The 23,927-nt window shown below is 69.6% G+C and carries 25 protein-coding genes; 6 read left to right on the top strand and 19 right to left on the bottom strand.

Annotation, left to right across the window (positions count from 1 at the left end; translation table 11 throughout):
• Positions 1 to 6: 6 nt before the first annotated feature.
• The 8 genes from IE206_RS26740 to IE206_RS26705 all read right to left on the bottom strand — a co-directional run bounded on the left by IE206_RS26740 (position 7) and on the right by IE206_RS26705 (position 7,898).
• Positions 7 to 804: an ABC transporter permease gene (locus tag IE206_RS26740; protein WP_189966340.1), complete on the bottom strand. Its 798-nt coding sequence runs from the start codon at positions 802 to 804 to the stop codon at positions 7 to 9.
• On the bottom strand, positions 791 to 1,747 hold the full coding sequence (locus tag IE206_RS26735; RefSeq protein WP_373300988.1) for a 2-aminoethylphosphonate ABC transporter permease subunit: 957 nt from the start codon (positions 1,745 to 1,747) through the stop codon (positions 791 to 793). The genes IE206_RS26740 and IE206_RS26735 overlap by 14 nt, the downstream gene beginning before the upstream one ends.
• Positions 1,740 to 2,819, bottom strand: a complete 1,080-nt coding sequence (locus IE206_RS26730) for an ABC transporter ATP-binding protein (protein WP_226598935.1) — start codon at positions 2,817 to 2,819, stop codon at positions 1,740 to 1,742. The genes IE206_RS26735 and IE206_RS26730 overlap by 8 nt, the downstream gene beginning before the upstream one ends.
• The gene (locus IE206_RS26725; RefSeq protein ID WP_189966338.1) at positions 2,816 to 3,541 is read right to left on the bottom strand and encodes a phosphonatase-like hydrolase; all 726 of its coding nucleotides are present in this window, start codon (positions 3,539 to 3,541) and stop codon (positions 2,816 to 2,818) included. The genes IE206_RS26730 and IE206_RS26725 overlap by 4 nt, the downstream gene beginning before the upstream one ends.
• A gap of 14 nt (positions 3,542 to 3,555) precedes the next feature.
• Positions 3,556 to 4,677 carry a TIGR03364 family FAD-dependent oxidoreductase gene (locus IE206_RS26720; RefSeq protein WP_189966336.1) on the bottom strand — a complete coding sequence of 374 codons (1,122 nt, stop codon included), beginning with the start codon at positions 4,675 to 4,677 and terminating at the stop codon, positions 3,556 to 3,558.
• A gap of 208 nt (positions 4,678 to 4,885) precedes the next feature.
• A complete protein-coding gene (locus IE206_RS26715) occupies positions 4,886 to 5,647 on the bottom strand; it encodes a GntR family transcriptional regulator (protein ID WP_189966409.1) in 762 nt (253 codons plus the stop codon).
• A gap of 115 nt (positions 5,648 to 5,762) precedes the next feature.
• Positions 5,763 to 6,560 carry a hypothetical protein gene (locus IE206_RS26710; RefSeq protein ID WP_189966333.1) on the bottom strand — a complete coding sequence of 266 codons (798 nt, stop codon included), beginning with the start codon at positions 6,558 to 6,560 and terminating at the stop codon, positions 5,763 to 5,765.
• A gap of 237 nt (positions 6,561 to 6,797) precedes the next feature.
• Positions 6,798 to 7,898 carry an ROK family transcriptional regulator gene (locus IE206_RS26705; protein ID WP_189966331.1) on the bottom strand — a complete coding sequence of 367 codons (1,101 nt, stop codon included), beginning with the start codon at positions 7,896 to 7,898 and terminating at the stop codon, positions 6,798 to 6,800.
• 68 nt (positions 7,899 to 7,966) lie between these two features.
• On the opposite strand from IE206_RS26705, the gene IE206_RS26700 reads away from it, so the two are divergent.
• Together IE206_RS26700 and IE206_RS26695 are read left to right on the top strand one after the other, a co-directional pair.
• Positions 7,967 to 9,052 (top strand): Gfo/Idh/MocA family oxidoreductase, encoded by a 1,086-nt coding sequence (locus tag IE206_RS26700; RefSeq protein WP_189966329.1) that lies wholly within the window; start codon positions 7,967 to 7,969, stop codon positions 9,050 to 9,052.
• Between the two features lie 59 nt (positions 9,053 to 9,111).
• Positions 9,112 to 9,561: a heme-degrading domain-containing protein gene (locus tag IE206_RS26695; protein WP_226598944.1), complete on the top strand. Its 450-nt coding sequence runs from the start codon at positions 9,112 to 9,114 to the stop codon at positions 9,559 to 9,561.
• A gap of 42 nt (positions 9,562 to 9,603) precedes the next feature.
• On the opposite strand, the gene IE206_RS26690 is transcribed toward IE206_RS26695, so the two are convergent.
• The 5 genes from IE206_RS26690 to IE206_RS26670 form a co-directional block, all read right to left on the bottom strand.
• Positions 9,604 to 10,140 carry a Uma2 family endonuclease gene (locus IE206_RS26690; RefSeq protein WP_189966325.1) on the bottom strand — a complete coding sequence of 179 codons (537 nt, stop codon included), beginning with the start codon at positions 10,138 to 10,140 and terminating at the stop codon, positions 9,604 to 9,606.
• 44 nt (positions 10,141 to 10,184) lie between these two features.
• Positions 10,185 to 11,042 carry a fumarylacetoacetate hydrolase family protein gene (locus IE206_RS26685; RefSeq protein WP_189966323.1) on the bottom strand — a complete coding sequence of 286 codons (858 nt, stop codon included), beginning with the start codon at positions 11,040 to 11,042 and terminating at the stop codon, positions 10,185 to 10,187.
• A 133-nt stretch (positions 11,043 to 11,175) separates the two neighbouring features.
• Positions 11,176 to 11,949: a YidC/Oxa1 family membrane protein insertase gene (locus tag IE206_RS26680; RefSeq protein ID WP_189966320.1), complete on the bottom strand. Its 774-nt coding sequence runs from the start codon at positions 11,947 to 11,949 to the stop codon at positions 11,176 to 11,178.
• A gap of 123 nt (positions 11,950 to 12,072) precedes the next feature.
• Positions 12,073 to 12,396, bottom strand: coding sequence for a DUF6412 domain-containing protein (locus IE206_RS26675; RefSeq protein ID WP_189966318.1), 324 nt, complete (start codon positions 12,394 to 12,396; stop codon positions 12,073 to 12,075).
• A gap of 116 nt (positions 12,397 to 12,512) precedes the next feature.
• Positions 12,513 to 13,046: a winged helix-turn-helix transcriptional regulator gene (locus IE206_RS26670; protein ID WP_189966316.1), complete on the bottom strand. Its 534-nt coding sequence runs from the start codon at positions 13,044 to 13,046 to the stop codon at positions 12,513 to 12,515.
• Between the two features lie 123 nt (positions 13,047 to 13,169).
• Between IE206_RS26670 and IE206_RS26665 the strand changes: the two genes are divergently transcribed.
• The gene (locus IE206_RS26665; protein ID WP_189966314.1) at positions 13,170 to 14,537 is read left to right on the top strand and encodes an MFS transporter; all 1,368 of its coding nucleotides are present in this window, start codon (positions 13,170 to 13,172) and stop codon (positions 14,535 to 14,537) included.
• A 51-nt stretch (positions 14,538 to 14,588) separates the two neighbouring features.
• Here IE206_RS26665 and IE206_RS26660 read toward each other — a convergent pair whose 3' ends face one another.
• Genes IE206_RS26660 through IE206_RS26650 form a run of 3 tightly spaced genes read right to left on the bottom strand, consistent with a single transcriptional unit; the run spans position 14,589 to position 17,080 of the window.
• Positions 14,589 to 16,085, bottom strand: coding sequence for a sodium:solute symporter family protein (locus IE206_RS26660; protein ID WP_189966312.1), 1,497 nt, complete (start codon positions 16,083 to 16,085; stop codon positions 14,589 to 14,591).
• Positions 16,082 to 16,282 carry a DUF3311 domain-containing protein gene (locus IE206_RS26655; protein WP_189966310.1) on the bottom strand — a complete coding sequence of 67 codons (201 nt, stop codon included), beginning with the start codon at positions 16,280 to 16,282 and terminating at the stop codon, positions 16,082 to 16,084. The genes IE206_RS26660 and IE206_RS26655 overlap by 4 nt, the downstream gene beginning before the upstream one ends.
• A 9-nt stretch (positions 16,283 to 16,291) precedes the next feature.
• A complete protein-coding gene (locus IE206_RS26650; protein ID WP_373300987.1) occupies positions 16,292 to 17,080 on the bottom strand; it encodes a class E sortase in 789 nt (262 codons plus the stop codon).
• Positions 17,081 to 17,196: 116 nt separating this feature from the next.
• On the opposite strand from IE206_RS26650, the gene IE206_RS26645 reads away from it, so the two are divergent.
• The gene (locus IE206_RS26645; RefSeq protein ID WP_189966308.1) at positions 17,197 to 18,216 is read left to right on the top strand and encodes an SEC-C domain-containing protein; all 1,020 of its coding nucleotides are present in this window, start codon (positions 17,197 to 17,199) and stop codon (positions 18,214 to 18,216) included.
• 62 nt (positions 18,217 to 18,278) lie between these two features.
• Positions 18,279 to 19,241, top strand: coding sequence for a NaeI family type II restriction endonuclease (locus tag IE206_RS26640; RefSeq protein ID WP_226598936.1), 963 nt, complete (start codon positions 18,279 to 18,281; stop codon positions 19,239 to 19,241).
• Between the two features lie 52 nt (positions 19,242 to 19,293).
• On the opposite strand, the gene IE206_RS26635 is transcribed toward IE206_RS26640, so the two are convergent.
• Positions 19,294 to 20,091 (bottom strand): hypothetical protein, encoded by a 798-nt coding sequence (locus IE206_RS26635; RefSeq protein WP_189966306.1) that lies wholly within the window; start codon positions 20,089 to 20,091, stop codon positions 19,294 to 19,296.
• 295 nt (positions 20,092 to 20,386) lie between these two features.
• Here IE206_RS26635 and IE206_RS26630 point away from each other — a divergent pair, with 295 nt between their 5' ends.
• A complete protein-coding gene (locus IE206_RS26630) occupies positions 20,387 to 20,839 on the top strand; it encodes a very short patch repair endonuclease (protein ID WP_189966304.1) in 453 nt (150 codons plus the stop codon).
• A 5-nt stretch (positions 20,840 to 20,844) separates the two neighbouring features.
• Here the strand turns inward: IE206_RS26630 and IE206_RS26625 are convergent, their stop codons facing one another.
• Together IE206_RS26625 and IE206_RS26620 are read right to left on the bottom strand one after the other, a co-directional pair.
• The gene (locus IE206_RS26625) at positions 20,845 to 21,900 is read right to left on the bottom strand and encodes a DNA cytosine methyltransferase (RefSeq protein WP_189966301.1); all 1,056 of its coding nucleotides are present in this window, start codon (positions 21,898 to 21,900) and stop codon (positions 20,845 to 20,847) included.
• Positions 21,901 to 22,087: 187 nt separating this feature from the next.
• A complete protein-coding gene (locus IE206_RS26620; protein ID WP_189966299.1) occupies positions 22,088 to 23,923 on the bottom strand; it encodes a DEAD/DEAH box helicase in 1,836 nt (611 codons plus the stop codon).
• Positions 23,924 to 23,927: the final 4 nt, after the last annotated feature.

Here is a 23,927-nt window from a genome sequence, read left to right as displayed (position 1 = left end):
TCCTGGTCAGCGGAAGGAGGCTTTGGTACGGATGCGGGAGACGGCGAGCAGGACGAGCAGCGTGGTCCCCATGAGCACCACGGCGACGGCCGCGCCGGTGAAGAGGGAGCCGCGGTCGGTGGCCGCGAAGATCTGCACCGGCAGCGGGGTCCAGTCCGGCGGGTAGAGCATCATGGTGGCGCTCAACTCGCCCATCGACAGGGCGAAGCAGAGGCCTGCGGCGGCCGTCAGGGACGGCAGCAGAAGCGGCAGCTTCACCCGCCACAGGACCAGGTGCGGCCGCGCGCCCAGACTGGCGGCGGCCTGTTCGTACATCGGGTCCAGACGCAGGATGGCAGCCGAAACCGACTGGTAGGCAAACGCCATGACAAGAACGGTGTGCGCGAGGATCACGATCCAGCGCGTTCCGTTGAGCAGCACCGGCGGCTTGGAGAACGCGACGAGGATCGCGAGCCCGACGACCACCGACGGCACGGCGACCGGCAGCACGAACAGGGCGTCCATGAACCGCCGTCCGCCCTTCTTCAGGGCGGCCGCGGCGAGGGCTGCCCACGAGCCGACGGTCAGCGCGAGGACGCTGGCCGCAAGCGCGGTGATCAGGCTGGTCGTGAGCGCCTGGAGGGAGTCCCCGGTGGTCGCCGCACCGTAGTTGCCGGTGGTGAACCCGGACGGAAGGGCGCTCGACCAGTTCGTCGCGAACGACGCGGCGACAATGACGAGCAGCGGCAGCGCGAAGACCGGCAGGAACAGGACGAAGAAGACGATGCACGTGGCCCAGCGGCCACCCCGGCTATGCACCAACACGACGGCTCACCACCCGGTAGAGGCCGTAAAGGCCCACGGAAATAGCGATGTTGACGACGGCGACGACACAGGCGGCCGGGTAGTCGGACTCCAGGATCGCCTTGCTGTAGACGAGCATGGGGAGCGTGGTGACGCCCTTGGCGCCGGTGAACAGCACGATCCCGAACTCGTTCAGGCACATCACCAGAACCAGCGAGCCGCCCGCCGCGAGCGCGGGCAGCGCCTCGGGCAGGATCACCCGCCGTACGATCCTGGCCGGCCGCGCGCCCAGCGAGGACGCCACTTCCAGCTGGGCGGTGTCCAGTTGGGAGAACGCGGCGAGCAGCGGGCGCATCACGAAGGGCGTGAAGTACGTGATCTCCGCGAGCAGCACTCCCCAGGGCGTGGTCAGAAACTGGAAGGGCCCGCTGTGCGCGCCGGTGGCATCCGTCCACAGCCCGTTGGCCATGCCGACGGTGCCGTAGATGAACAGCAGCGCGAGGGTGATCAGGAAGGAGGGGAAGGAGAGGAACACGTCGATGAACCTGGCGACGGCCTTCCCTCCGGGAAACGGCACGAACGCGATGACGAGCGCGAGCACGAACCCGAGCACGAGGCACCCGACGGTCGCCCCGGCCGAGAGCCAGACGGTGGTGGTGAGCGCCTCCCGAAACGCGGAGGAGGCGAATACGTCGGCGTAGGGCTGAAGGGAGGTGCCACCTGAGTCGGGAGAGACGGACTGCCGGACGACGAGAGCGAGGGGGTAGAGAAAGACGGCGGCCAGTACGGCCACCGGGGGCAATGCCCATACCCAGGTGGGCACTTGCTTCCCCTTGCCCCGCTGTGGGCAGTCGTTCCGCAGGGCGTTGGGGGTCCCTCCCTGGCCCTCAAGGCCCCGGGGGAGGGTGGGCACAGCCCCCGGTGCCGGGTCCCCGGCCGGCTTCCCCCGCCCCGCGCTAGCCATCCGACACCCCTGCGGAGAGCAGCACCGCGTCCTCGCGGGCGAAGTGCAGGGTGACCTCGTCCCCCAGCGCCGGGGTGACCCGGAGTTCGCGGACGTCGGCCTTCACGCGATGGCCGGCCACATCGACGTACAGCCGATGCGTCGACCCCCGCCACTGCACCTCCGCGATCTTCCCGCGCAGCGCATTGGGCCCCGGCCCGAGCCCGACCAGGTGCGGCCGCACGCACAGCGTGGCCATCGCCCCCCAGGCCGCCTCCTCCGTGGCGACGGAGAGCTCGGTGTCCCCGAACAGCACCGACCCCGCCCCCACCCGCACCGGAAGCAGGTTCGCGTTGCCCACGAACGACGCCGTGAACTCCGTACGCGGCCGCCGGTACAGGTCCTGCGGGCTCCCGCAGTCCTGGAGCCGCGCCCGGTCCATGACGGCGATGCGGTCGGCCAGGGTGAGCGCCTCGACCTGGTCGTGGGTGACGTACAGGATGGAGACGTCGGGCAACTCCCGGTGCAGCCGGGCCAGTTCGGTCAGCATCCCCGAGCGCAGCTGTGCGTCGAGCGCGGAGAGCGGCTCGTCGAGCAGGAGCACGTCGGGACGGATGGCGAGCGCGCGGGCGATGGCGACGCGCTGCTGCTGCCCTCCGGAGAGCTCGCGCGGATAGCGCTTGGCGTAGGCGTCCATCCCGGTCATGGCCAGCGCCTCGGCGACCCGCCCGGGGATCTGCCCCTTGGCCGCCTTCTGCGCCTTGAGCCCGAACGCCACGTTGTCCTCGACCCGCATGTGCGGGAAGAGCGCGTACTGCTGGACGACCATGCCGATGCCGCGCCGGTGGGGCGGCAGGTGGGTCACGTCGCGCTCGCCGATGAACACCCGCCCCCGCACCGGCTGGACGAACCCGGCGACGGCGCGCAGCGCGGTGGTCTTGCCGGAGCCGGAGGGCCCGAGCAGGGCCATGACCTCGCCGGGTTCGACGGTGAGGTCGAGCGAGTCGAGGACGACGTTGCCGTGGTAGGCGACGGTGACGCCGTCGAAGCGGATGCCGCTGCGCACGGCTCCGGGCGGGGCCGCGCCGCTCACTTCCCTGCCTCCAACTCGCCCATCAGATCCGGGAGTTCGGCGATCGAGCCGAGGACATGAGTGGCGCCCGCCCCGGCAAGGGCCTCGTTCCCGTGGGCGCCGGTCAGCACACCCGCGACGACGCCCGCTCCGGACCGTACGCCGCTGAGCATGTCGTACGAGGTGTCGCCGGCCACCGCGATGTCGCGGACCGAGTCGACCGCGCCGGTACGCAGGAACGCGCTGAGCACCATGTCGGGGTACGGGCGGCCGCGGCCCCCGGCGTCGGCCGGGCACAGCGTGAGCGGGACGAGGTCCTGCCAGCCGAGGGCCTTGAGGATCGCGTCCTGGGTGACGCGGGCGAAACCGGTGGAGAGGACCACGGTGCGGCCCTGCGCCTTGAGCTGCTCGATGGCCTCGCGGGCGCCCGGGACCGGCTCGATGAGCCCGCCGTCGACGAGCGTCGCGTACGCCTCCTCGAAGGCGGTGTTCGCGGTCTGGGCCTTGGCCTCGTCGCCGAAGAGGTGGCGGAAGACGGAGATCTTGGACTCGCCCATGGTGGCGCGGACGTAGTCGAGCATGGTGGCGTGCTCGGCCGAGCCCTGCTCGACGCCGAGCCGCCCGGCGGCGCTCGCGAAAGCCCGCTCGACGAGTCCGCCGTCGGCGACGGTGGTGCCAGCCATGTCGAGCACGACCAGGTTGTACGCGTTCACTGTGGTCACCTTCGTGGTGGACGCCTTCATGGCGGTCAACTCCCTTACCAGCCCAGCTCGTTCGCGGTCTTCTCGGCGATGGCCGGGGAGCACGTCATGCCGCGTCCGCCGGGTCCGGCCACCAGCCACACCCCGTCCCGCACCTGCTGGCGGTGCACGACGCGCGAGGTGTCGGTGCACTGGGCGTAGACCCCGGCCCAGCGGCGCTGGATCTTGGGGAGCGGCCGGCCCAGGAAGGACTCGACGACCCGGACGAGGTGCTCGTACGGCTCCTCCAGGACGTCGAAGGCGAAGGGGTGCTCGTACTCGTGGGTGTCGCCGATGGTCAGCCCGCCGTCCTTGCGCTGCACCATGAGGAGCTGCATCTTGTGCGCGGCGGCGGTGGGGTCCTGCGCCTGCCCGGCGTTGAGCGCGTCGAGGGCCTCGCTCGCGTAGGCGGGGTAGTAGCGGAAGCTGTCGGCGTCGGCGACGGAGGTGGTGAGCGGCTCGCCGAGCGGGGCGGTCTGCATCATCTGGAGCCGTACGCGGCGCACGGGCAGGTCGGGCACGAGCTCCCGCACGAGGCCGCCGAGCCAGGCCCCCGTACAGAGGACGACGACGTCACCGCGGTGCACGTCACCGTGATCGTCCCGGACGGCGTTGTCGCCGAGGACCTCGCGGACTTCCCGCCCCCCGAGGTACGTATACCGTCCGGACGCCAACAGGGCTGCCTTCAGCGCGAGTTGAGCGGTACGGGGTTCGACGGCGGCGTCGCGCTCGCACCACAGGGCGGTGGAGAACGCGCCGCGCAGGGCGGGGTTGAGAGCGCGGGCCTCGTCGGCGCCGAGGAGCTTGTAACCGCGGGCGGCGGCGTCCTCGCGCCCCAACGCGGCCTCGGCGACGGCGAGTTCGAGGTCGGTGCGCAGCGGGGTCAGCGAGCCGTTCGGCCGGAACCCGAGGCCGGGGATGCGCTCGCCGATCCCCTCCCAGAGTTCGCGGGCGCGGAGCGCGGTGTCCAGCTCCTCGCCGCCCGCGCGGCCGCTGACCCATATCTGGCCGAAGTTGCGGAGCGAGGCTCCGCGCGCCTCGCTCTCGCGCTCGATGTGTACGACCTCGTGGCCGCGTTCCACTGCGTGCCAGGCGTGCATGGTTCCCACCACGCCGGCTCCAACGACGATGACTCTCACGGCGGCAACGGTGCTCGGGGAGGGTGTCCCGCGCCGGTCCATCCGGCAACGGGACGGTGAACGACCCCCCAAGCTTGGCCTAGACCCGTTATGCTCTCGTAATCATTCGCCCGCAGCCCCCCAACCTTTCTGGGGGTGCGCCCCGCCAGGAGCAACCCCGCCAGGGGCGCGGGGAACTGCGCAAAACGCCCCTGCCCCCAGCCGCGCGCTACCGACCCAGGTGGGTCGTGAAGGAGAACCGGTCACCCCGGTACAAGGTGCGAACCCGCTCCAGGGGGCGGCCCTCCGCGTCCCGCGAGACCCGGTGGATCAGCAGCATCGGCAGCGCCGGCGGGGTGCCGATCAGCAGGGCCTCCCGAGGCGTGGCCAACACCGTTTCGATGCGCTCGTCGACGTCCCCGAGCGTGACGCCGAGCCGATCGCGCAGGTAGGCGTAGAAGGAGGAGTCCGGCGTGAACTCCCTGTCCAGGTCGGGCATCCGGGCCACCGCCGCGTACGTGCTCTCCAGACCCATCCGCTCGTCGTCGGCGAGCAGCACGCGCTCCATGTGCCAGACCGGCTCACCCCGTTCGAGCCCGGTCTCGGCGGCGAGCGCGGGCGGGCAGGGGAAACGTTCGAGGGTGATGAGGTGACGTCCGGGCGTACGGCCCTGGCGGCGCACGCCCTCGGTGTAGCTGGCCAGCGAGAGGGGCTGTTCCAGCTTGGCGCCGGCCACCACCGTGCCCCGGCCCTGGCGGCGCAGCCTCCCTTCGAGGAGCAGCTCGCGCAGCGCCTGGCGTACGGTTTCCCGGGCGACTTCGTAGCGCAGCGCCAGGTCGCGCTCGGTCGGCAGCAGGTCCCCCTCCCCCAACTCGTCGATCAGCAGGGCGACTTGGGCCTTGACGGCGTAGTACTTCGGGATGCGCCCGTGCTCCGGGATGCCGGAGCGGATGGGGGCGCCGGGAGCCTGATTCTCGGGATAGCCGGTCAGGGAGTCGTACGGGGTGTCGCTCAGCGAGCTCAAGGAGTCGTCGAGGGCGTCGTTCGGGTTTTCCACAGGGGCGATGCTCGCATGAGCACGTGAACAGCCGGGGTCGCCGCCCTGCTCAGTGGCGGCGCCGGATGCGGAACCGCCGCGGCGCGGTCACCAGGGCGCCGCCCGCGAGGAGGAGTACGGCGGAGACCAGGCCGAGGCGGGCGAGCGCGCTGCCCCGGCCGGTCTCGGCGAGCTCGGTGTCGATCTGGTGCAGCAGGTCGCCCTCGGCGACGATGTCGAAGCGGTAGTCGGCGGACTCCCCCACCCACTGGCCGTTGGTGCCGCGGCGCTGCACGATCGCGGCGTTGGCGGTGATCCGGTCGGGCACGGCGTCGTCGGTGAAGCCGAGCCGCACCGGCACGGTGAGCGTCTTGCCCGCGCCGATGACGAAGCCGGGGAAGCCGTCGTCGAAGACGCCGATGTGCTCGTCCTCGTCGGTCTTGAGGAACGCCACGGAGTGCTTGCGGCCGGTGGCCGGGTCGTCGAACTCCATCCGGATCCGGTCGTTCTTGAGGGTGCGGTCCCGGTCGACCAGGACGAGGACGGGGTGGATGCTGTCGCAGTCCTCGTGCGAGGTGTTGGTGAGGTCGAGGGACCAGGACTGGCTCGCGCCGCCGGGGTGGTACTCGGCGGGCCCGCCGTGGATCTTCGTGTCCAGCGGGAACGCGGAGCCGGTCCGGCCCGCGCAGAAGGGCAGTTTCACGTTGAGCGGCGGGTCGACGGGCATCGCGGTGACGACCGGCTTGAGCGGCGCGACATTGTGCCGGCCCGACGGGAGCCCGCCGCCGTCGTCGGCCGCGGCCACCCCCGCGAGCGGGGCGATGGTGGCGGCGGCCACTGCGGTGACGAGGGCAGTGCGCAGTCGCATGAGGGGCCTTTGCTGCTCGGGGCGTTCGGGGCTCGGGGCCGCCGCCCGTCCGGAGTCGGCGCCTCCCGGTCGGTCGGACCCGGCCGTGGCCCGCGAGCCTGCCACGCGTCCGCTCCCCGCCTCACGCACCCCGCCCGGGCACGCCGGGACACGCCGGGGAAGACCGCCCTATCAGCCCAATATCGGGCCTTCCTATGGGCGTTCCGGACGGGTGTGTTCTCGCGGGGCGCATCGGCCCTATGCCTGCGGGTACGCCACGTTCGCCCGGCCGAAGACCGGCACCAGGACCAGCTGGGCCGCGCCCTCCGCCACCGCGTGCGGGCCGCCCGCGGCCGGGCGGACCGGGACCTCGGGGGCGCCGCCGCGCCGGGCGCGTTCCTCGACGACCGCGGCCACACCCCGTACGAACGTGTCCTGGTCGGCGGTCACCGTGCGGCCGCCGAGCAGGATCTCGTCGATGTCGAGCAGCCCGACGAGGTTGGCCGCGCCCACCCCGAGGAAGCGGGCCGCGGCCGCGATGTCCCCGCGGGCGACCGAAGCCAGGCACAGCGCCTCGATGCAGCCACGCCCGCCGCAGCCGCACGCCGGCCCGCCGAGCAGGATCGTCTGGTGCCCGAACTCGCCCGCTCCCGTACGGGCGCCGCGGTGCAGCGCCCCGCCGAGCACGAGCCCCGCGCCGAGTCCCGTACCGAGGTGGAGGTAGGCGAACGAGCCCGCCCGGGTGCCGGCGCGCAGGGCGAGGCCGAGGGCGGCGGCGTTGGTGTCCTTGTCCAGGAAGACCTTCCGGCCGAGCCGCTCGGCGAGCGCGTCGCGCAGCGGGAAGCCGTTCCAGTGCGGGAAGCCGGTGACGCGGTGCAGCACCCCGCTGTCGTGGTCGAGCGGGCCCGGCATGGCGACGCCGACGCCGAGCACGCGCCGCCCGCCGGTCAGCGCCTCCGCCTCGGCGGCCGCCGCCTCCACCACGCACGACGGCTCGGCGCCGAGGTCCAGCGGTACGGTCCTGGCGCCGACCAGGGTGCCCGCGAGGTCGACGAGGACCGCGGTCAGCTCGTCGCGGTCCAGGTGCAGGCCGATGGCGTGCGCGGCGGACGGCACCAGCTTGAGCACGGTGCGCGGCTTGCCCCCGGTGGAGGCGCGGCGGCCCGCCTCGGTGGCCGTGCCCTCGTCCCGCAGCCGCGCGGTGATCTTGCTGACGGCCTGCGGGGTGAGCCCGGTGCGCTCGGCGAGCTCCAGCCTGCTGATGCCGGCCTCGCCCGCGGCCCGCAGCAGGTCGAGGACCAGCGCGGCGTTGTGGTTGCGCAGCGCCGGCAGATTCGCACCCGTATTGCTCCTGTTCACCGACCCATTGTCCCTCTTGCTTGCACTTTGGCAACAGCGTTGCTTAAGTGGATGGCATGAAGGATCCCATGAACGCTCCCCAGACCGACGGCCTCCGCGTGGGACTCGTGGGCTACGGCCTGGCGGGCTCCGTCTTCCACGCCCCGCTGATCGCCGCGACCGACGGCCTCGTCCTCGACACGGTCGTCACCTCCAACCCCGAGCGCCAGGCGCAGGCCCGCGCCGAACACGGCGAGAACCTGCGCGTCGCGAACTCCCCCGAGGAGTTGTACGACGCCGGCCTCGACCTGGTCGTGATCGCCTCGCCGAACAAGACGCACGTCCCGATCGCGACCGACGCGCTCAAGGCGGGCCTGCCGGTCGTCGTGGACAAGCCGCTCGCCGGCACCGCGGCCGAGGCCCGCGACCTGGCGTCCCTCGCCGAGGAGCGCGGCCTGCTGCTCTCGGTCTTCCACAACCGCCGCTGGGACAACGACTTCCTGACCCTCCAGGCACTGCTCGCGGACGGCGAGCTCGGCGAGATCCAGCGCTTCGAGTCCCGCTTCGAGCGGTGGCGGCCGCAGCCCAAGGGCGGCTGGCGCGAGTCGGGCGACCCGAACGAGATCGGCGGGCTCCTTTACGACCTGGGCAGCCATGTCGTCGACCAGGCGCTCGTCCTGTTCGGCCCGGCGCTGCGCGTCTACGCGGAGGCCGACGTGCGCCGCCCCGGCGCCCAGGCCGACGACGACACCTTCATCGCGATCACGCACGCGAGCGGCGTCCGCTCCCACCTCTACGTCAGCGCGACGACCGCCCAACTCGGCCCGCGCCTGCGGGTGTTGGGCTCGTCGGCGGGCTTCGTGAAGTACGGCCTCGACCCGCAGGAGGCGGCCCTGCGCGAGGGCAGGCGTCCTTCGGCGGACGAGCCCTGGGGCGTGGAACCGGAGTCGATGTGGGGCCGGGTCGGCTCGGGCGAATCCCCTCAGACGGGCGGCGGCCGCCCCCTCCAGACGATCCCGGGCGACTACCCGGCGTACTACGCGGCGATCGCGAAGGCCCTTCGTGAGGGCGGCGAACCCCCGGTCACCGCGCACGAGGCGGCGGCGGCCCTGGATGTCCTGGAAGCGGCCCGCCGCTCGGCCCGCGAGGGCGTGACGGTGGAGCTGGCACTGTGAGGGCCCGGGACACCGCGGCACACCGCGAGGCGGGGGAGGGCGCCCCGGCGGCGGACAGTGTGGCCGCCCTGGAATCGGAACAACGACGCCTGGTACTACGGCACTTCACGTACGAGGACGCCTGGGAGCTGGGCGTGCTGCTGCGCACCCTGGCCGTGGAGCGCGAAGCCCCGGTCGCGATCGATGTACGGCACGGGGCACGGCAGGTGTTCCGCTGCGCGCTGCCGGGTTCCAGCGCCGACAACGACGCCTGGATCGACCGCAAGCGCCGCGTCGCCGAACGCTACGCGGCCCCGTCGTTCCTGGTCGGCGCCCGCTTCCGCGCCAAGGGCACGACGTTCGAGGAGTCGTCCCGCCTGGATGCCGACTCCTTTGCCGCGCACGGGGGTTCGTACCCGGTGACGGTGGAGGGCGTCGGAGTCGTGGGCACGGTCACGGTGTCGGGGCTGCCCCAGGCGGAGGATCACGCGCTGGTGGTGGAGGCGCTGTGGAGGCTCAAGCAGGGCTGAGGCCGGTGCGGGGACGCGGAGCCGCACCGGCCGACTGAGCCGTCAGGCGAGCTCGGAGGTGTCGAGGTCGAAACCGAACGGCTCGGGGAGGGCCAATTTGGCGCCGAAGGCGGCCGTCGCCGAGAGCCGGTAGGCGCCGCCCTCCGGGTCCCAGCGGACGACGGCCTCGCCGCGATGGCGGTCGACGAGCAGGTAGACCGGGAGCCCGGCCTGAGCGTAGGCGTCGCGCTTGTCGACCCGGTCGACCTCGGCGTCCTGCTCGCGCCCGGACGTCACCTCGACGACCATGAGGACGCCCGCAGGGTCCGACCAGGACGGCTGTCCTCGGAAGTACCCGAGCGGGGCGACCACGCCGTCGACGCGCGCTCGCCCGGCGCGATAGGCGGGCACAGCCAGGCCTCGCTCCTGGTACATGTGCAGCTCGGGACGGCGTGCCCGTACCTGGTCCCCGATGAACATGACGTTCTCGTCATGGTCACCGTCCGGCGCCGACGTCACCAGCAGCCTCCCGTTGATCAGCTCAACGTGGTAGCCCTCCGGCGCCGCGGCATCGAACGCTTCGAACTCCTCAAGCGTCATTCGGACTGCGCAACGGTCATCGTGCCCTCCTTAAGGGTTCCAGCCTAAGCGTCTTTCAGGGCCTGCCGTTGCCGTCCCACTCCCTCGATCTCCAGTTCTACGACATCCCCCGCCCGCAGATACGGCTTCGGTTCGGGCTGGCCCATCGCCACCCCCGCCGGTGTTCCCGTGTTGATGACGTCCCCCGGGTACAGCGTCATGAACTGGCTGACGTAGCGGACGACCTCCGTCACGGGGAAGATCTGCTGCGCCGTCGAGCCGTCCTGCTTGAGCTCCCCGTTGACCCAGAGCTTGAGCGAGAGGGCCTGCGGGTCGGGGATCTCGTCCCGGGTGACCAGCCACGGGCCGAGCGGGTTGAACGTCTCGCAGTTCTTGCCCTTGTCCCACGTGCCGCCGCGCTCGATCTGGAACTCCCGCTCGGACACGTCGTGCGAGACCGCGTACCCGGCGACGTACGCCAGCGGGTCCTCGTCGTCGCCGATGTAGCGCGCGGTGCGCCCGATGACGACGGCGAGCTCGACCTCCCAGTCGGTCTTGACCGACTTGCGCGGTACGAGCACCGTGTCGTTCGGCCCGGTCACCGTGTCCGCCGCCTTGAAGAAGACGACCGGCTCGGCCGGAATCGCGGCCCCGGTCTCCTCGGCGTGGTCGTGGTAGTTCAGCCCGATGCACACGACCTTGCCGATCCGCGCCACCGGCGGCCCGATGCGAACCCCGGCGTCGTCGAGTGCGGGCAGCACACCGGTGTCGGCCGCGGCCCGGATCCGGTCCAGGGCGAACTCGTCGGCGAGCAGCTCGCCGTCGATGTCCGCCACCAGGCCGGACAGGTCCCGCAGGGTCCCGTCGGCATCGAGCAGCGCCGGACGCTCTTCGCCGGCGTTGCCTGCACGCAGCAGCTTCATGGTCAGTCTCCCTTGGTCGAGCCGGGCCCGGCCGATGGGTAGCGGCCATCGGAGGATCGTCCGATCCTCCAAGGAAGACGTCCACTCCGCAAGACCCCGTTCACAAACTGGACCGTAACCAAGGTCCGGGGTGCTATGCGGCGGTCGCCAGGGCGGCCGGCGCGGGCAGCATGTCCTTGTAGAGGAAGGCCCGCTCGACGGCGGTCCAGGTGGTGCTGGTCACGACGTACAGCGCGGCGGCGAGCGGCACCACCGCGACCGTGAACAGCGTGGCGAAGGACAGCAGCGGCATGAACTTGCTCATGGCCGCCATGCCCGGCACCGCGTCCTGCCCGCCCGGCGCGGCGACGGGCATCGGCGTGGCCGCCATCTGCCGCTTCGTCCGCCGGTAGTTGAAGGTGGCCACGGCCGCGACGATCGCGAACAGCACGAGGTAGACCAGGCCCCGCGCCCCGAACATCCCGCCGTGCGCGAGCGCGGCCGTCCAGTTCCCGCCGAGCGGGGCGGCGAAGAGCGTGTGGTCGAGCAGGGCGTTCGCCTCGCCGCCGATCTCCGTGCTGGAGAACAGGTGGTAGAGCAGGAAGAACGCGGGCATCTGGAGCAGGCTGGGCAGGCAGCCCGACAGCGGCGACACCTTCTCGGCGGCATGCAGCTCCATGACCGCTTTCTGGAGTGCCTTGCTGTCCTTGCCGTGCTTCTCGCGCAGCGCCGCCATCTGCGGCCGCAACTTGGCCTGCGCCTTCTGACCCCGCGCCGCCTGCCGCGACAGCGGGTGCACGGCGAGACGTACAAGAGCGGTGAAAAGCACGATCGCGGCAGCCGTCGAAGCACCGTGGAAGACCGGTTCGAGCAGGCTCGCGAGGTGCTCGGCGAGGCTCGCGAAAGCACTGAAAAGCGACGTGAACATGAGGAAGCCCTCCGGGGCGTCTCGTCAGGAATGCTGCGACACAGCAATGACATGGGAGCGCACGTGCGTGACGTGCATGTCGGCGTGACGAGCCGGGAGGAGCAGAGCGTTACGAGGGTGCCCCTACGCGGCCGTCGGGACGAGGGCCCCGGGCGCTCGGGGCCGGGGCCGCCCGGAGGCGTCGGGGTCGCGCTGCGGCAGGAAGGCGGTGCGCCGTTCCCGGTCGCGGATCGCGGTACGCACCCTGGTGCGGGCCACCTGCGGCACCGCGCGCGAGGCGAGCGTCGCGCACACGGCGAGCGCGGAGCCGGCGGCCGCGGTCGCGGCGAGCGCGACGGCGGCCGAGAGCATGCCGCCCTCGATGAGGACGGCCTGGGCCAGCAGGAAGAGGAAGAGGCCGAGCAGCGGCCGGGCAACCCGTGCGGAACGCGTCAGTACGCCGCCCATGCTGCCCTCCCTCGCTCGATCGCAGTCGCTCGGTCGCAGGCACTCCTGTGCCGCGGATTTCCCTCCAGCCGTTATACACGACCCTTTGGCGGGGGTCTCCATCAGAGCGAATCACGTCACTGCGGCTGATTTTCGAGGGGCTGAAGGAGTCGCCGGGGTGCTCGCAGCGCGCGGCTCACCGGGTCCTCGGCCGGGCCGAGCCCGGGGCCGGGCCGCATCTCGACGTCCTCGGGGTCGATCGCCCGCCCGCACGCCCGGCACTCCCCGTACGACCCGAGCTCGGTCCCGCAATCGGCGTGGTGGAAGGTCCGCATCGGCCGCGCGTTCGGGTTGAAGGCCCGCCCCCAGAGCCCGAGCGCCCGCAGCGCCGGCCACAGCGCCCGCCCCAGCTCCGTCGGCACGTACTCGTCGCGCGGCGGCGACTCCTGATAGCGGCGCTTCTCCAGGACCCCGGCCTCGGTGAGGGACTGGAGGCGGGCGGCGAGCACGGCCCGGGGGATCTTGAGATGGACCAGGAAGTCGTTGTAGCGGCGCACCCCGTAGAGCGCGTCCCGCACGACGAGCAGCGTCCAGCGCTCGCCGACGATCTCCAGCGCGCGGGCGATGGAGCACTCCTGCGCGGCGTAGTCGTAGTCCTTGCCGAGAGCCATGCGTCCGAGTCTACCGGGTAGGTTCACTGAACGAACCTTCGATGCTAAGGTCGGACACAGGGAAGGTTCATTCACTGAACCAGAGCTGGACAAGGTCTCCGACGCGCGCCTCCGAGGGAAGCCATGACGCAGGCAGTACGCACCACCACGACGCCCGCCCAGGTCCCCGGGACCGGCGGCCGGCCCGGCGCCACGCTCGCCGTGACCAGCGCCGCCACCGCCGTCGCGCTGATGAACTACACCGCCCCGATGCTCACGCTGCCCGGCATGACCGCGTCCTTCCACACCGCGCTCTCCGCCCAGGCCTGGCTGCTCAACGGCGCCCCGCTCGGCCTCGCCGCGCTCCTCCTGATCGCGGGCAGCCTCGCCGACGACCACGGCCGCCGCCGCGTCTTCCTGGCCGGCACCCTCGCCCTCGGTCTCACCATGGCGCTCGGCGCACTCGCTCCCACCACCCTGACCTTCACCCTCGCCCGCGTCGCCCAGGGCATGGCGTCCGCCGCCATCCTCGCGAGCAGCCTGGGCCTGCTGGTCGCGGCCTTCCCTGTGGGCCCCGCACGTATCCGCGCCACCGGAGTGTGGGGCGCCTTCGTCAGCGGCGGCATAGCCCTCGGCCCCCTCCTCGCGGGCAGCCTGGCCACCCTCAACTGGCGCCTGGTGTATGGAGTTCTGGCCGTCCCGGCACTGGTCACCGCCGGGTTCGCGCTGCGCGCCCTGACCGAGTCGCGGGCCCCGCGCGGCGGCCGCCCGGACGTCCCGGCCGCGCTCACGCTGGGCCTCGCGTTCACCACCCTGATCGGCGCCCTGACCCTGGGCCGCGACGGCTGGCTGCGCCCGGCCGTGCTCGCGCTGCTGCTCGCCTCCGCCGCCCTGACGGCCGCCTTCGTGTACGTGGAGCGCCGGGCCGCCACCCCCATGATCGACCTGGCGCTGTTCCGCCGCGCCGACTTCCTCGCCTCCTCGGCGGGCGCCCTGTTCACCGGCCTGTCGGTGATCGGCTTCTTCAGCTATCTGCCCGCCCTGCTCAGCCAGTTGCTCGGCACCTCGCCGATGAATACCGCCTGGCTGTTCGTCCTGTGGTCCGGCACCGCGTTCGTGGTGGCGCTCCAGGCCAGGCGCCTGGCGGGCCGCGTCGCCGCCCGCCACCAGCTCGCCATCGGCTTCGTCCTGCACGCGGCCGGAGTCCTCGCGATGCTCGGCGCCCTCACCTCCGGCCCGCTGCTCCGCCTGCTCCCCGGCCTCCTGGTCGCGGGCATCGGCAGCGGCCTCCTGAACGCCGCGCTCCCTCGCCTCGCCGTCGAATCGGTCCCGGCCGAGCGCGCGGCCATGGGCTCGGGCGCCAACAACACGGCCCGCTACATCGGTTCGTCGGCGGGTGTCGCCCTCACGATCGCGGTGGCGCCGGCGGGCCCGGACACGGTGATCGCGGTGTCGGCGGCCCTGGCCGTGGCTGCGGCCGCACTCACGATGGCCCTGCGCTCACGCCGCTGAGGTCGCTCGCGCCCGCAGGGAGGCGGGCTCCAGACCCGTGGCTCGCGGGCTTCACGCCCGTACGGTCGCGGGTTCCTCGTCGTGGATCGGATCGCGAGCCAGGACGTCGCCCTCGACCGGCGCCTCCTTGGGCCCGAGGTACGAAAGGGCGAACGTGACAAGGAGGTTGAGACCGAGCGCGATGATCCCGGCGTTGACCCCCCACACCGGATCGTGATCGGTGAACACGAACCCGCACACCACCCCGACCCCGACGGCAAGCCCCGCGAGCCCGCCCACCAGGGTCAACTTCCGCCACACAAGCCCCAGAAGCAGCAGCGGCAGAAGCTGCGCCATCCCCTCGTACGAGATGAGCGAGAGCCGTACGAGAGTGTTGGGCACGGTGTACGTCATGAGCAGGGCGAGCGCGCCCGCGACGACCACCACGACCTGCGACGCGCCCTTCTGCCGCTCCCGGAGCCGGGGCACGAGCGCGAGCACACTGCGCCCCCACATCGTGCCGATGACCAGCATGAACACCGCCATCGGCACGATCGAGGAGAGCGCCGCGGCCACCCCGACGACCCCGACGACCCAGGCGGGCAGCGAGTCGACGACGAGCTTGAACAGCGCCAGGTTGGAGTCGGCCCCGGCAAGCCCCGGCACGACGAAGACCGCCGCCATGCCGAGCAGCATGGGAACGAAGAGCAGCACGTTGTAGGCGGGCAGCAGCATGGCGTTGCGCCGCAGGGCATCGGCACTGCGCGCCCCGAGGTAACCAGCGACAGTGGTCGGAAAAATAACAACGGTGAGGGAGTTGAGAACAGACGTGGTGGCGAACCACGCCTCCCCGAACGCCCCGCCGTGTCCCGGCAACGTAAGCCAGTCGCTCTTCTCGCTCACGACCCGGTCGAGGAAATCTCCGTACCCGCCGAAGTAGTGCAGCGGCACATAGATCGCGAGGAAGGCCAGGGTCGCGATGACGAGCACGTCCTTGAGCACGGACACCCAGGCGCTGCCGCGCAGCCCGCTGACGACCACGAACCCGGTGGTCACGGCAAAGGCAATGAAATAAGCCCAGTTGAGCGAGACGGCACCGTACGAGATGGTCGAGACGACCACGCCCATGCCGGTGATCTGCAACTGGATGTACGGCAGGAGAAAGACGGTGGCGAGCAGTGCGACGAGCGCCCCGACCCAGGGCCGCCCGTACCGGTGGGCCACCATGTCGGTGATCCCCACAAGCCCGTGCCTTCTCGCGTAGTCCCACAACATGGGCCCGACCACATATCCCACGGCGTAGCCGCACGACAGGTAGGCGACCACATAGAGGACCGGGGCGCCGTAGTTGTAGCCCCAGCCCGCGGCACCCAGATAGCTGAAACTGGTGTAGCTCTCGCCCGCCATGAGCAGCCAGATGAACCCGGTCCCAAGGCTCCGCCCACCGACGGACCACTCGGCGAGCCCGCCCCCGCCGCCCCCGCGCCCACGTACGGCGAAGAGCCCGAGCGCGACGGTGGCCACCATGAAGACACCGAAGATGGACGTGGCGACACCGGCGTTGCTCATCGGGCGCTCCCCCTCTTGTCGCCCCTCCAGGTGAACCAGATGGCGAGTGGAGTGACCAGCGTCGCGATCAGCAGCCAGAGGAAGAGGAAGGGCAGCCCGAAGACCACGGGCCGCACCTTGTTCACGAAGGGCAGCGCCCCGAGATACAGCAGGTAGGGCACCCCCAGCCAGAGCACATGAGATCGACGTCGACGCATGTCCGAACGCTAGCGCGGACGGCTGGCCCGCAACTTGCCCCACACAACCAGCCGGTAGGTGGAGGTGAACTCGGGCGTGCAGGTGGTGAGCGTGATGTAGTGCCCGGGCATGGAGTACCCGTACGAGGGCTTGACGTCACTACGGGGAACGGCAGCGATGGTCCCACTGTCGCGAGCGGAGGTCTGGGGCAGCACAGAATCGACGACGTACGTGAAAACGGTGTCCCGAGTCTCGACCACCACCAGGTCACCGGCCCTCAGCTTGTTGATGTAGCGAAAAGGCTCCCCGTGGGTGTTTCGATGCCCGGCGAGCGCGAAGTTGCCGGCCTCCCCCGGCTGGGCGCTCTGCACGTAGTGCCCGACGTACCCCTTGTCGAGCACGCCGGCCTTGCTGATCCCCTGGGCGATGGGCGCGGTGACCCCGATCCGGGGAATCCGGATGACGGCGTACGCCTGGTCCCCGTGCGGGGTGATCTTCGCACCGGAGACGGTCCTACCCCCGGAGGGGTGAGGGGAGCCGGGGTCGTCCCCGACGACGACCTCCTCGCCGGGCGCTGAGCCCGAAGGGGGCGGAAGAGGGGCTGCCGGGGATGCGCCCCACTCCCGCTCCAGGGAATGGACCGTGCGCCCGGCCTCGGCTCGGGCCTCCCGATTGGTCCACCAGAGCTGGTGCGCGACCAGCAGAAGCACGAGCAGCCCGAACGTCACGGCGATCTCGGCCCCGGCCCACAGCCCCCGGGCCGCCCAGGCCCGCCGGGCGCGTCCGCCCTGCACCATCACCGGTATCCCTGTGCGCACGGGCGCAGGGTAGGTGCCGACGCCACAACTCACCAGGCCCGCAACGTGACGGACTCGACCCACCAGGGTCAAAAGCGCCCTCCGCCGGGCCCCCGTACAGCAGTACGGTGTCCCTCATGCGCCCCGACACGCCTGCCGATCACACTGCCGAAGCCGAGCGTCTGCTGCGCACCGCGGCGCAGTACCCGGAGGACCACGAGCCCCTGCTTCTACAGGCCGCTGCCCACCTGGAACTCGCCGGCGACCGCCCGAAGGCGACCACGCTCTACGACCGCCTACTGGCCTCGAAGGTGGACCATCCCCACCTGGTGAAGGCGTTCAAGGCCGCGAACCTGTGGGAGTACGGCCACGAGCCGGAGGCCCGCGCCATCATCGAGGGCATCCGGGCGGCGGCCCCGCTGGACCCGGCGGCGTGGGAGATCGTCGCCGAGACGCTGGAGGCCCACGACGAACTGGACCTGGCCCACGCGTCGTTGACGACGGCACTCACCATGCTGGGAGTCGGCGAGGAGGTGGTGGATGTAACCGGCATCCCCTACAGCACGCAATCATTGCTGACGACCCGCCACCGGGTACGCCGCCTGCTCGCGCTCCCGCACGACACCTGGGACACCCTGGCGGACGAGCTGCACACGGCGCCGATCACCCTGGACGAACTCCACGATCCGAAGCGCCTGTGGTCGCTGGGCTCCGAGGACCCGGCCGAGCTCCAGGCGGAACTGGCCCGCCTGAGAGCGGAGTTGGGAAGCTACCGGGCAGCCCTGTCCCGCCCGTTCCCGGTAGCGGTCCTGCACTGGCCGGAACCGGAACTGGACGAACTCCTGACGGCGTACCCCGAGCTCCAGTCGGAATACCCCACCCATGCGGCCCACTTGCTGGACATCGAGGCGTCCCTGCGCGAACTGGCGGCAGCCGGCACCCCGAACCTGGGCATCGTGACAGCCACGGTCCCCTCCTACGAGGCCTTCGCCGCCTCGGAGTCCTCCTCCCCGGCCAACGCGGACCTCCTCCCCCAGTACGCCACAACCCTGGCCGCCCGCGGCCGAGCGGTGGCGTGGCCACCGGGGAGGGGGGCGGATTGCTGGTGCGGGTCGGGGGTGGCTTATGGGGATTGCCATGGGGTCGCCCAGACATGACGGGCGGTTCGTTGCCCCGCACTGGCCCTGGAGCCCTCCCCGCCTAGTAGAAGGATCACCCGTTGCTCCCGATCGACGTCTCCGCAGCAGCCAACATGCATTCTCAGTCCTTATTGCGGGAAGACCCTGAACTGGCGGCTGTCTACAGTCAGATCCGCGACCTCGACCCCACGGGGCAACGCTTCGCGACAGTGCTCCGCGACACCATCGACCAGCTTCTCAACGGCGAAAAAACAGGCCGGTTCGACTGGAAGACGCTCTTCAAAACTGAGAAGACCCATGCCGGAACAGTCGTCGAAATCAACCTCCAGCGCGAGTTCAAGTTCAACGACGGCACGGACATGGACTACAAGATCGCGGGGTTCGACGTCGACTGCAAGTATTCGCAGCAGTTCGGCGGCTGGATGATCCCGCCTGAGGCCGTTGGGCACCTGTGCCTGCTCGTGTGGGCAGACGACTATACGAGCCGCTGGAGCGCCGGGCTTCTTCGGATAGTTCCGGAGTGGCTTAACAGCGGAAATAATCGCGACCTGAAGTTGACCATCAAGGCTGCGCACCGGAACAAGATTCTCTGGCTCTGGCACGAGGCTGAGCTTCCAGAGAACGTCCTGCTGCACATGACCGAGGCCGACCGGAAGGCTGTCTTCGGCTACTCATCCGGCCAGGCACGCCTCAACGAACTGTTCCGACGGGCCCAGCAACGGCGCATCGGGCGCAATGTGGTGCGTACTGTCGCCCAGCAGAAGGACTACATGAAGCGCGTGCGCGGCAACGGAGGCTCCAGGTCAGCCCTCCAGCGAGAAGGCATCCTCATCATGGGGGACTACGACAGCCATAAGCAGGTAGCTGCCCAGCTGCACATCCCTGTGCCCGGGGAGGGGGAGTTCGTCAGCGTCCGTGTAGCCGAAGCGGACCTCAAAGAGGCTTCGCTCCCCAGCGTGGTCCTCGAAGGCCGACGCTGGGTTGTGGCTTCCGCAGCAGATGCCGTTCAACCAGCCCCCTCCCTTCCTACCCATACGAGATAGGTACGGACGCCCCCAGCGCCACGCACCTGACGGAGCAGTGAAGGGACCGGCCTCATCGGCGCCCCAGCAGTGTCGCGGCCGTGGCATCCAGCTTCTCGTGCGCAGGAAGGTGAACAGAGCCAAATTTCGATGCAGGCCGCAGCTCGATATCCAGAAATTCAACAGGCGGCCGCAGATCGGCTAAAATACGTGCGGCGGAGGCCTTTCGCCCTTGGGTTGCCCCTTTGCGGAATTTCGAGTTTCCCACACGAAGGCTCATGGCAGTCCGATCAGTCCAGCAGTCTACGCGGAAGAGCGCATCGGCTAACGGATGCACCTGAAGATCGACGCCCCTGATTCGCAGCTCCGTAATCGTATAGACCTCACGCAGGAAGCTATAGTACGCATTTCCCACCCGCCATCGCATAGCATCCCTTGCTAAGGCCTCAGGCACGCCAGCAGCAACAGTCTCATGAACTTTAGCTCGCGCCGGATTTGCGAGCATATAGCGCCCAAGGCTCTCGCTCTCTGAGAAGTTTCGAAAATCCTGGTAGGTTGGTAAGGCACCTAAACGCTCCATACACACATGAAACATGTGAGTGAACGCAAAATCCGGGTGCCAGTCCACTATCGGGCGCACAGCCTCGCCGTCACGTCGAGCGACACGCCCGAGCGCGTGCTCGGTCCGCCTGCACACATCAATGACGTCTTCCCTTCCGAGCCGGTAGACCGTTCGCACACGGTGCCCCAGCACGACAGGTATCACCAGCCGACGGCGCTCGTCCGACTTCCAGGCTTCGAAGATGTCCCGCGTCCCGGGCGAACGGCAGAAATGCCGCAGCACATCCTCCGCCGACGTCTCGTGCACCACTTCGCCGTCACCTCCGCCTCAGCCAGCAACTTCCGTCCACAGCAGCCTAGTTGGTGGTGCTAACAAAGCCCCAAGGACCGAGGGCGAGGAGGTGTCCCCGTGAGCATCTGACGGGACCGGCAGGAGCCCAACGACTACGGTGGGACAGCCGCCAGATCAGGCACGAGTCACGGAGTGCCAGATCGGGCACAGCCGTGAACAAGGCGATCGCAGGCCGCGCATGCCTGGAGGCCCCTCCCAGCAGCAAGAACTCCTGCCCCCACGCAGAAGAACCCTGAGGTGATCCGTGCCAAACATGACAGACGACTGGAACCCGCCCCCCGGCTCCTGGGCATCCTCCGCCGGCAGGCGACGCAACATGCAGGCGATCCGCAGCCGGGACACCAAACCTGAGCGGCTTATCCGTCAATTGGTGCATGCACAAGGGCTGCGCTATCGCGTCTCAGCGAAGCCCCTGCCCGACCTCCGACGGACCGCCGATATGGTCTTCCGCCCAGCAAAGGTGGCCGTCTTCATCGATGGCTGCTACTGGCACGGATGCCCGGAACACTATGTCCCCCCGAAGACAAATTCTGGTTATTGGTCAGAAAAGGTAGCCAGGAATATGGGACGCGACCGCGATACCGATGAGCAGCTATCTGCTGCGGGGTGGACTGTGCTCCGGTTCTGGGAGCACGAGCCACCCGAACAATGTGCATTGCAGATTGCGGCAGCGGTAAGCCGACTAAGGCCTAAGAGAGATTCCTGAGAAATCTACTTTTCGCCAGATCGTGCGGCCGCCTCGAATGCCGCATAAATCTGCTCGCCCACAGCCTTTGCAACAGGAGGAGGGAAAGCGTTTCCGACCTGCCGATATGCGGCCGTCTTCTTCCCGGTAAAGGCCCAACCGTCGGGGAAACCTTGAATGATGCCAGCCTGCTGGACCGTCAGCTTGGGGCCGGCCGCGGCGAAGAGGTCGCGCTCCTTGTCCTTGAGCTCCTCTGGAGAATTCGCCACCCCGAGACCACACACGCCCAGGTCAGCCCATGCCCGCTTCGCTCGCGTAGGCCCAAGGTCTGCCCCTCCATGCTTTTTCGAACCACCGACCAGGGTCGGGGCGACGCCGTCGAGCGCCTTCCCGTACCAGGCCTTGAACGCCTTCTCAGCCCGAGGGTCATCGGCAACGGCATCGAACCTGTCGCGCATGGTGTCGTGCAACGCTTCACCGACACTGAGCTCCGGGACCGGCTCCGGCTTTGAGTGCTCAAAGTGCTTGGCGTACTCGGGCTTCATCGCAACGAGGATGGCTCGCGGGCGGAGCTGAGGAACGCCATACCTCTTCGCCTCTAGCACCTCCCAATAGCACTGCTCATAGCCCAGCGATTCCAGCCGCTTAACGATTTCGGCCCGATAGTCAGCGAACTTCGGGTCCACCAGGCCACGGACGTTCTCGATCATCACAGCCTTGGGCTCCAGCTCGTCGACGAGGTCAAGCATCGTCGGGAACAGGTCTCGCTCATCGTCTCGGCCCAGTTGCTTGCCAGCAGAGGAGAAGGGCGGACAGGGAACGCCGCCCGCCAGCAAGTCCAGTTCGCCGGGCCGCAGCCCCAGTCCCTTCGAGTCGAAATCCCGAAGGTCGGCCTGGATCACCCGGCAGCCCGACCACTCCGCATCCGCCCTCGTGTTGGTCCTCAGCGTCTCGCAAGCGTCCTTGTCGATCTCGATCAGAGCCACATGCCTGAAGCCCGCCTGGTGCAGCCCAACGGCCTGCCCCCCAGCTCCTGCGCAGATTTCCACTGATGAGTACTTGAGCTCATTCGTGCGGGCCATGTCCCCTCACTTTCCGGTCGACAACAGTGGACACTGCGAGCGAATCCACCATCACAAAGGGTGACAGACCCCACTGACAACGAGACCGGTCTAGTTTGCCGCACGCCGCGCCGTTCCTCGAACACCCCTCTATACCGGGGTCTCTCTCCGGCACCAGCCATGCGCGGTGACGGCGGACGGCTCTGCCTCACCCGTGGCCGCGAGCCGTCATGTGCTCGAGAAGCGCCTGGATATCGAGCGCATCCATGCCCCCGGCAACAGAGGACTCTTCTTGCAGGTCGGCCAGCTGTTGCACGGACGGGTCGTCCAGGATCCTCCCCATGAAGCCGACCTTCTCCTCCAGTCGCTTCGCGACAGCCTCATCGATCGTGTCGCTCGCCGCCAAGACGGTCACACGCGTCTGCGTCCCAGGGGCCAGGCCCAACCGGTGAATGCGGTCCAGGCTCTGAAGGAACCTGCCGGCCATGAAGTCACGGTCCACATAGACAGCGTCATGGCAGTCCTGGTGCAGGCTGATGCCTTCGCCCAGCGTGGCTGGATTGGAAAGCAGCACGAGGCAGTCGGGGTCATCCCGGAAACGCCTCAGCTGCTGCTCCCGGTCAGGGGTACCGCCGTGCACCACGGCCGGCTGATAGTCAGCGAACATCCGTTGCATCGTGGTCAGGCTTCGTACGAATGTGGTCCACACCAGCGTCTTGCGGCCCAGCGCGGCATTGGCCGCGACCAGACTCAGCGTCTCCGCGTACTTTGGCGAAACCTCATAGCTGGGCAGATCGCGCAGAAGCGCGAAGAGCGAGTCCTCCGCCGGCACGTCCAGGGGTGGCAGCTGATAAGAGAGGGGCTCGTAGCGGCTAGCACCCAGGCTGAGCAGAGCAGGGCTGGTCGCAGCCATAAGCAAACGCAGCAGCGCTTTCCCGAGCGCATCGAAGTCGTCGCGCGCGGCTTCCGCGCGCGCAGTGAAGCGTCCGACCAATGCGTCGTAGATCTCGCGGTGAAGCGGCGGCAGCTTGACGTATCTAATCTTGGTTTCGACCGGTGGCAGTCCCAGCTCCTGCTTCGTCGTCCGGGTGAACAACGGCCGGAGTACCTTGCTCGCATGGCTCAGATCGCCGCCCCCGACCGCGCTTGTCACCACGCGGCGGCCATGGCCCGGCCAGACGAACGACAGCAGATTCTCCAGGTCGCGGGCGCCATTGGGCGCCGGGGTACCGGTCAGGATCAGCCGCCTGCGGGCCAGAGGCCCGAGCGCCATACAGGCGCTGCCGTACGTCCCCTGCACTCCGAGCTTCATCCTGTGGGCTTCATCCAGGATGATCATGGACGGTGCGGACCTCAGCCAAGCTGCGAGTGCAGGCAGCGACCGGTCCAAGCGCTCGTAGTTAACGATCAGCACCTCGGTGCCCACAGTGGGCCGCTTGCCCATCACCTCACTGACCAGCGGTTTCCCGAAGCACTCTGCCGTCTCGAAGTTCCAGGCCTCGTAGGCCGCCTTCGGGCTGACCACCAGGAGTCGGCTGACTTCCCCCCGCTCGCGCAGGGCCGCGTAGACGGCAAGCGCGACACGGGTCTTTCCCGCACCTGGCACGCTGAAGTTCGCACCGTGCCGCATCGACAGCAGATACGCGACATCACGTCGCTGGAATGCAGTGAGATCGGCTCTCCACCCCGCCCCTACAAGGGCGCTGACCTCATCCTCCGTGACCATACCGCGCCTGTCGGGACCTCCCTCGTGAAGAGACCTCTCGGCGCTTTCCGCATCATCGAGCACGCCCCCCACTAGTTCCGCGAGGGCTTCCTCCCACTCCACGTCCTGCGGCGACGGCCACGTCCCCAGTGCCTCAAGCCCGACCAGGAAATCGTCCAGCGCGATCTCGACTGCGAGCAGTTCACGCCGACCGCTCGCCGGAAAGCGGGCGGCCAGCTGGGCGAGATCCTTCTGGTAGTGAGAGCCAGCCCGGAGGACTGCCTTGGTCCGCGTCATATCGAGACCGACGCGCAGAGACGGTTCCCCCCCGGCAGTCATCAGC

The organism is Streptomyces violascens, assembly GCF_014649955.1.
Classification (GTDB): Bacteria; Actinomycetota; Actinomycetes; order Streptomycetales; family Streptomycetaceae; genus Streptomyces; species Streptomyces violascens.
The sequence above is the reverse complement of the archived record's forward strand: the minus strand, read 5'-3'. Positions and strand labels throughout refer to the sequence as shown.

Excerpts from the sequence above, each read along its gene's own strand:
- IE206_RS26735 (WP_373300988.1), bottom strand. The coding sequence starts at position 1,747 with ATGGCTAGCGCGGGGCGGGGGAAGCCGGCCGGGGACCCGGCACCGGGG.
- IE206_RS26725 (WP_189966338.1), bottom strand. The coding sequence starts at position 3,541 with ATGAAGGCGTCCACCACGAAGGTGACCACAGTGAACGCGTACAACCTG.
- IE206_RS26710 (WP_189966333.1), bottom strand. The coding sequence starts at position 6,560 with ATGCGACTGCGCACTGCCCTCGTCACCGCAGTGGCCGCCGCCACCATC.
- IE206_RS26700 (WP_189966329.1), top strand. The coding sequence starts at position 7,967 with ATGAACGCTCCCCAGACCGACGGCCTCCGCGTGGGACTCGTGGGCTAC.
- IE206_RS26690 (WP_189966325.1), bottom strand. The coding sequence starts at position 10,140 with ATGACGCTTGAGGAGTTCGAAGCGTTCGATGCCGCGGCGCCGGAGGGC.
- IE206_RS26685 (WP_189966323.1), bottom strand. The coding sequence starts at position 11,042 with ATGAAGCTGCTGCGTGCAGGCAACGCCGGCGAAGAGCGTCCGGCGCTG.
- IE206_RS26680 (WP_189966320.1), bottom strand. The coding sequence starts at position 11,949 with ATGTTCACGTCGCTTTTCAGTGCTTTCGCGAGCCTCGCCGAGCACCTC.
- IE206_RS26675 (WP_189966318.1), bottom strand. The coding sequence starts at position 12,396 with ATGGGCGGCGTACTGACGCGTTCCGCACGGGTTGCCCGGCCGCTGCTC.
- IE206_RS26670 (WP_189966316.1), bottom strand. The coding sequence starts at position 13,046 with ATGGCTCTCGGCAAGGACTACGACTACGCCGCGCAGGAGTGCTCCATC.
- IE206_RS26665 (WP_189966314.1), top strand. The coding sequence starts at position 13,170 with ATGACGCAGGCAGTACGCACCACCACGACGCCCGCCCAGGTCCCCGGG.
- IE206_RS26660 (WP_189966312.1), bottom strand. The coding sequence starts at position 16,085 with ATGAGCAACGCCGGTGTCGCCACGTCCATCTTCGGTGTCTTCATGGTG.
- IE206_RS26655 (WP_189966310.1), bottom strand. The coding sequence starts at position 16,282 with ATGCGTCGACGTCGATCTCATGTGCTCTGGCTGGGGGTGCCCTACCTG.
- IE206_RS26645 (WP_189966308.1), top strand. The coding sequence starts at position 17,197 with ATGCGCCCCGACACGCCTGCCGATCACACTGCCGAAGCCGAGCGTCTG.
- IE206_RS26630 (WP_189966304.1), top strand. The coding sequence starts at position 20,387 with ATGACAGACGACTGGAACCCGCCCCCCGGCTCCTGGGCATCCTCCGCC.
- IE206_RS26625 (WP_189966301.1), bottom strand. The coding sequence starts at position 21,900 with ATGGCCCGCACGAATGAGCTCAAGTACTCATCAGTGGAAATCTGCGCA.
- IE206_RS26620 (WP_189966299.1), bottom strand. The coding sequence starts at position 23,923 with ATGACTGCCGGGGGGGAACCGTCTCTGCGCGTCGGTCTCGATATGACG.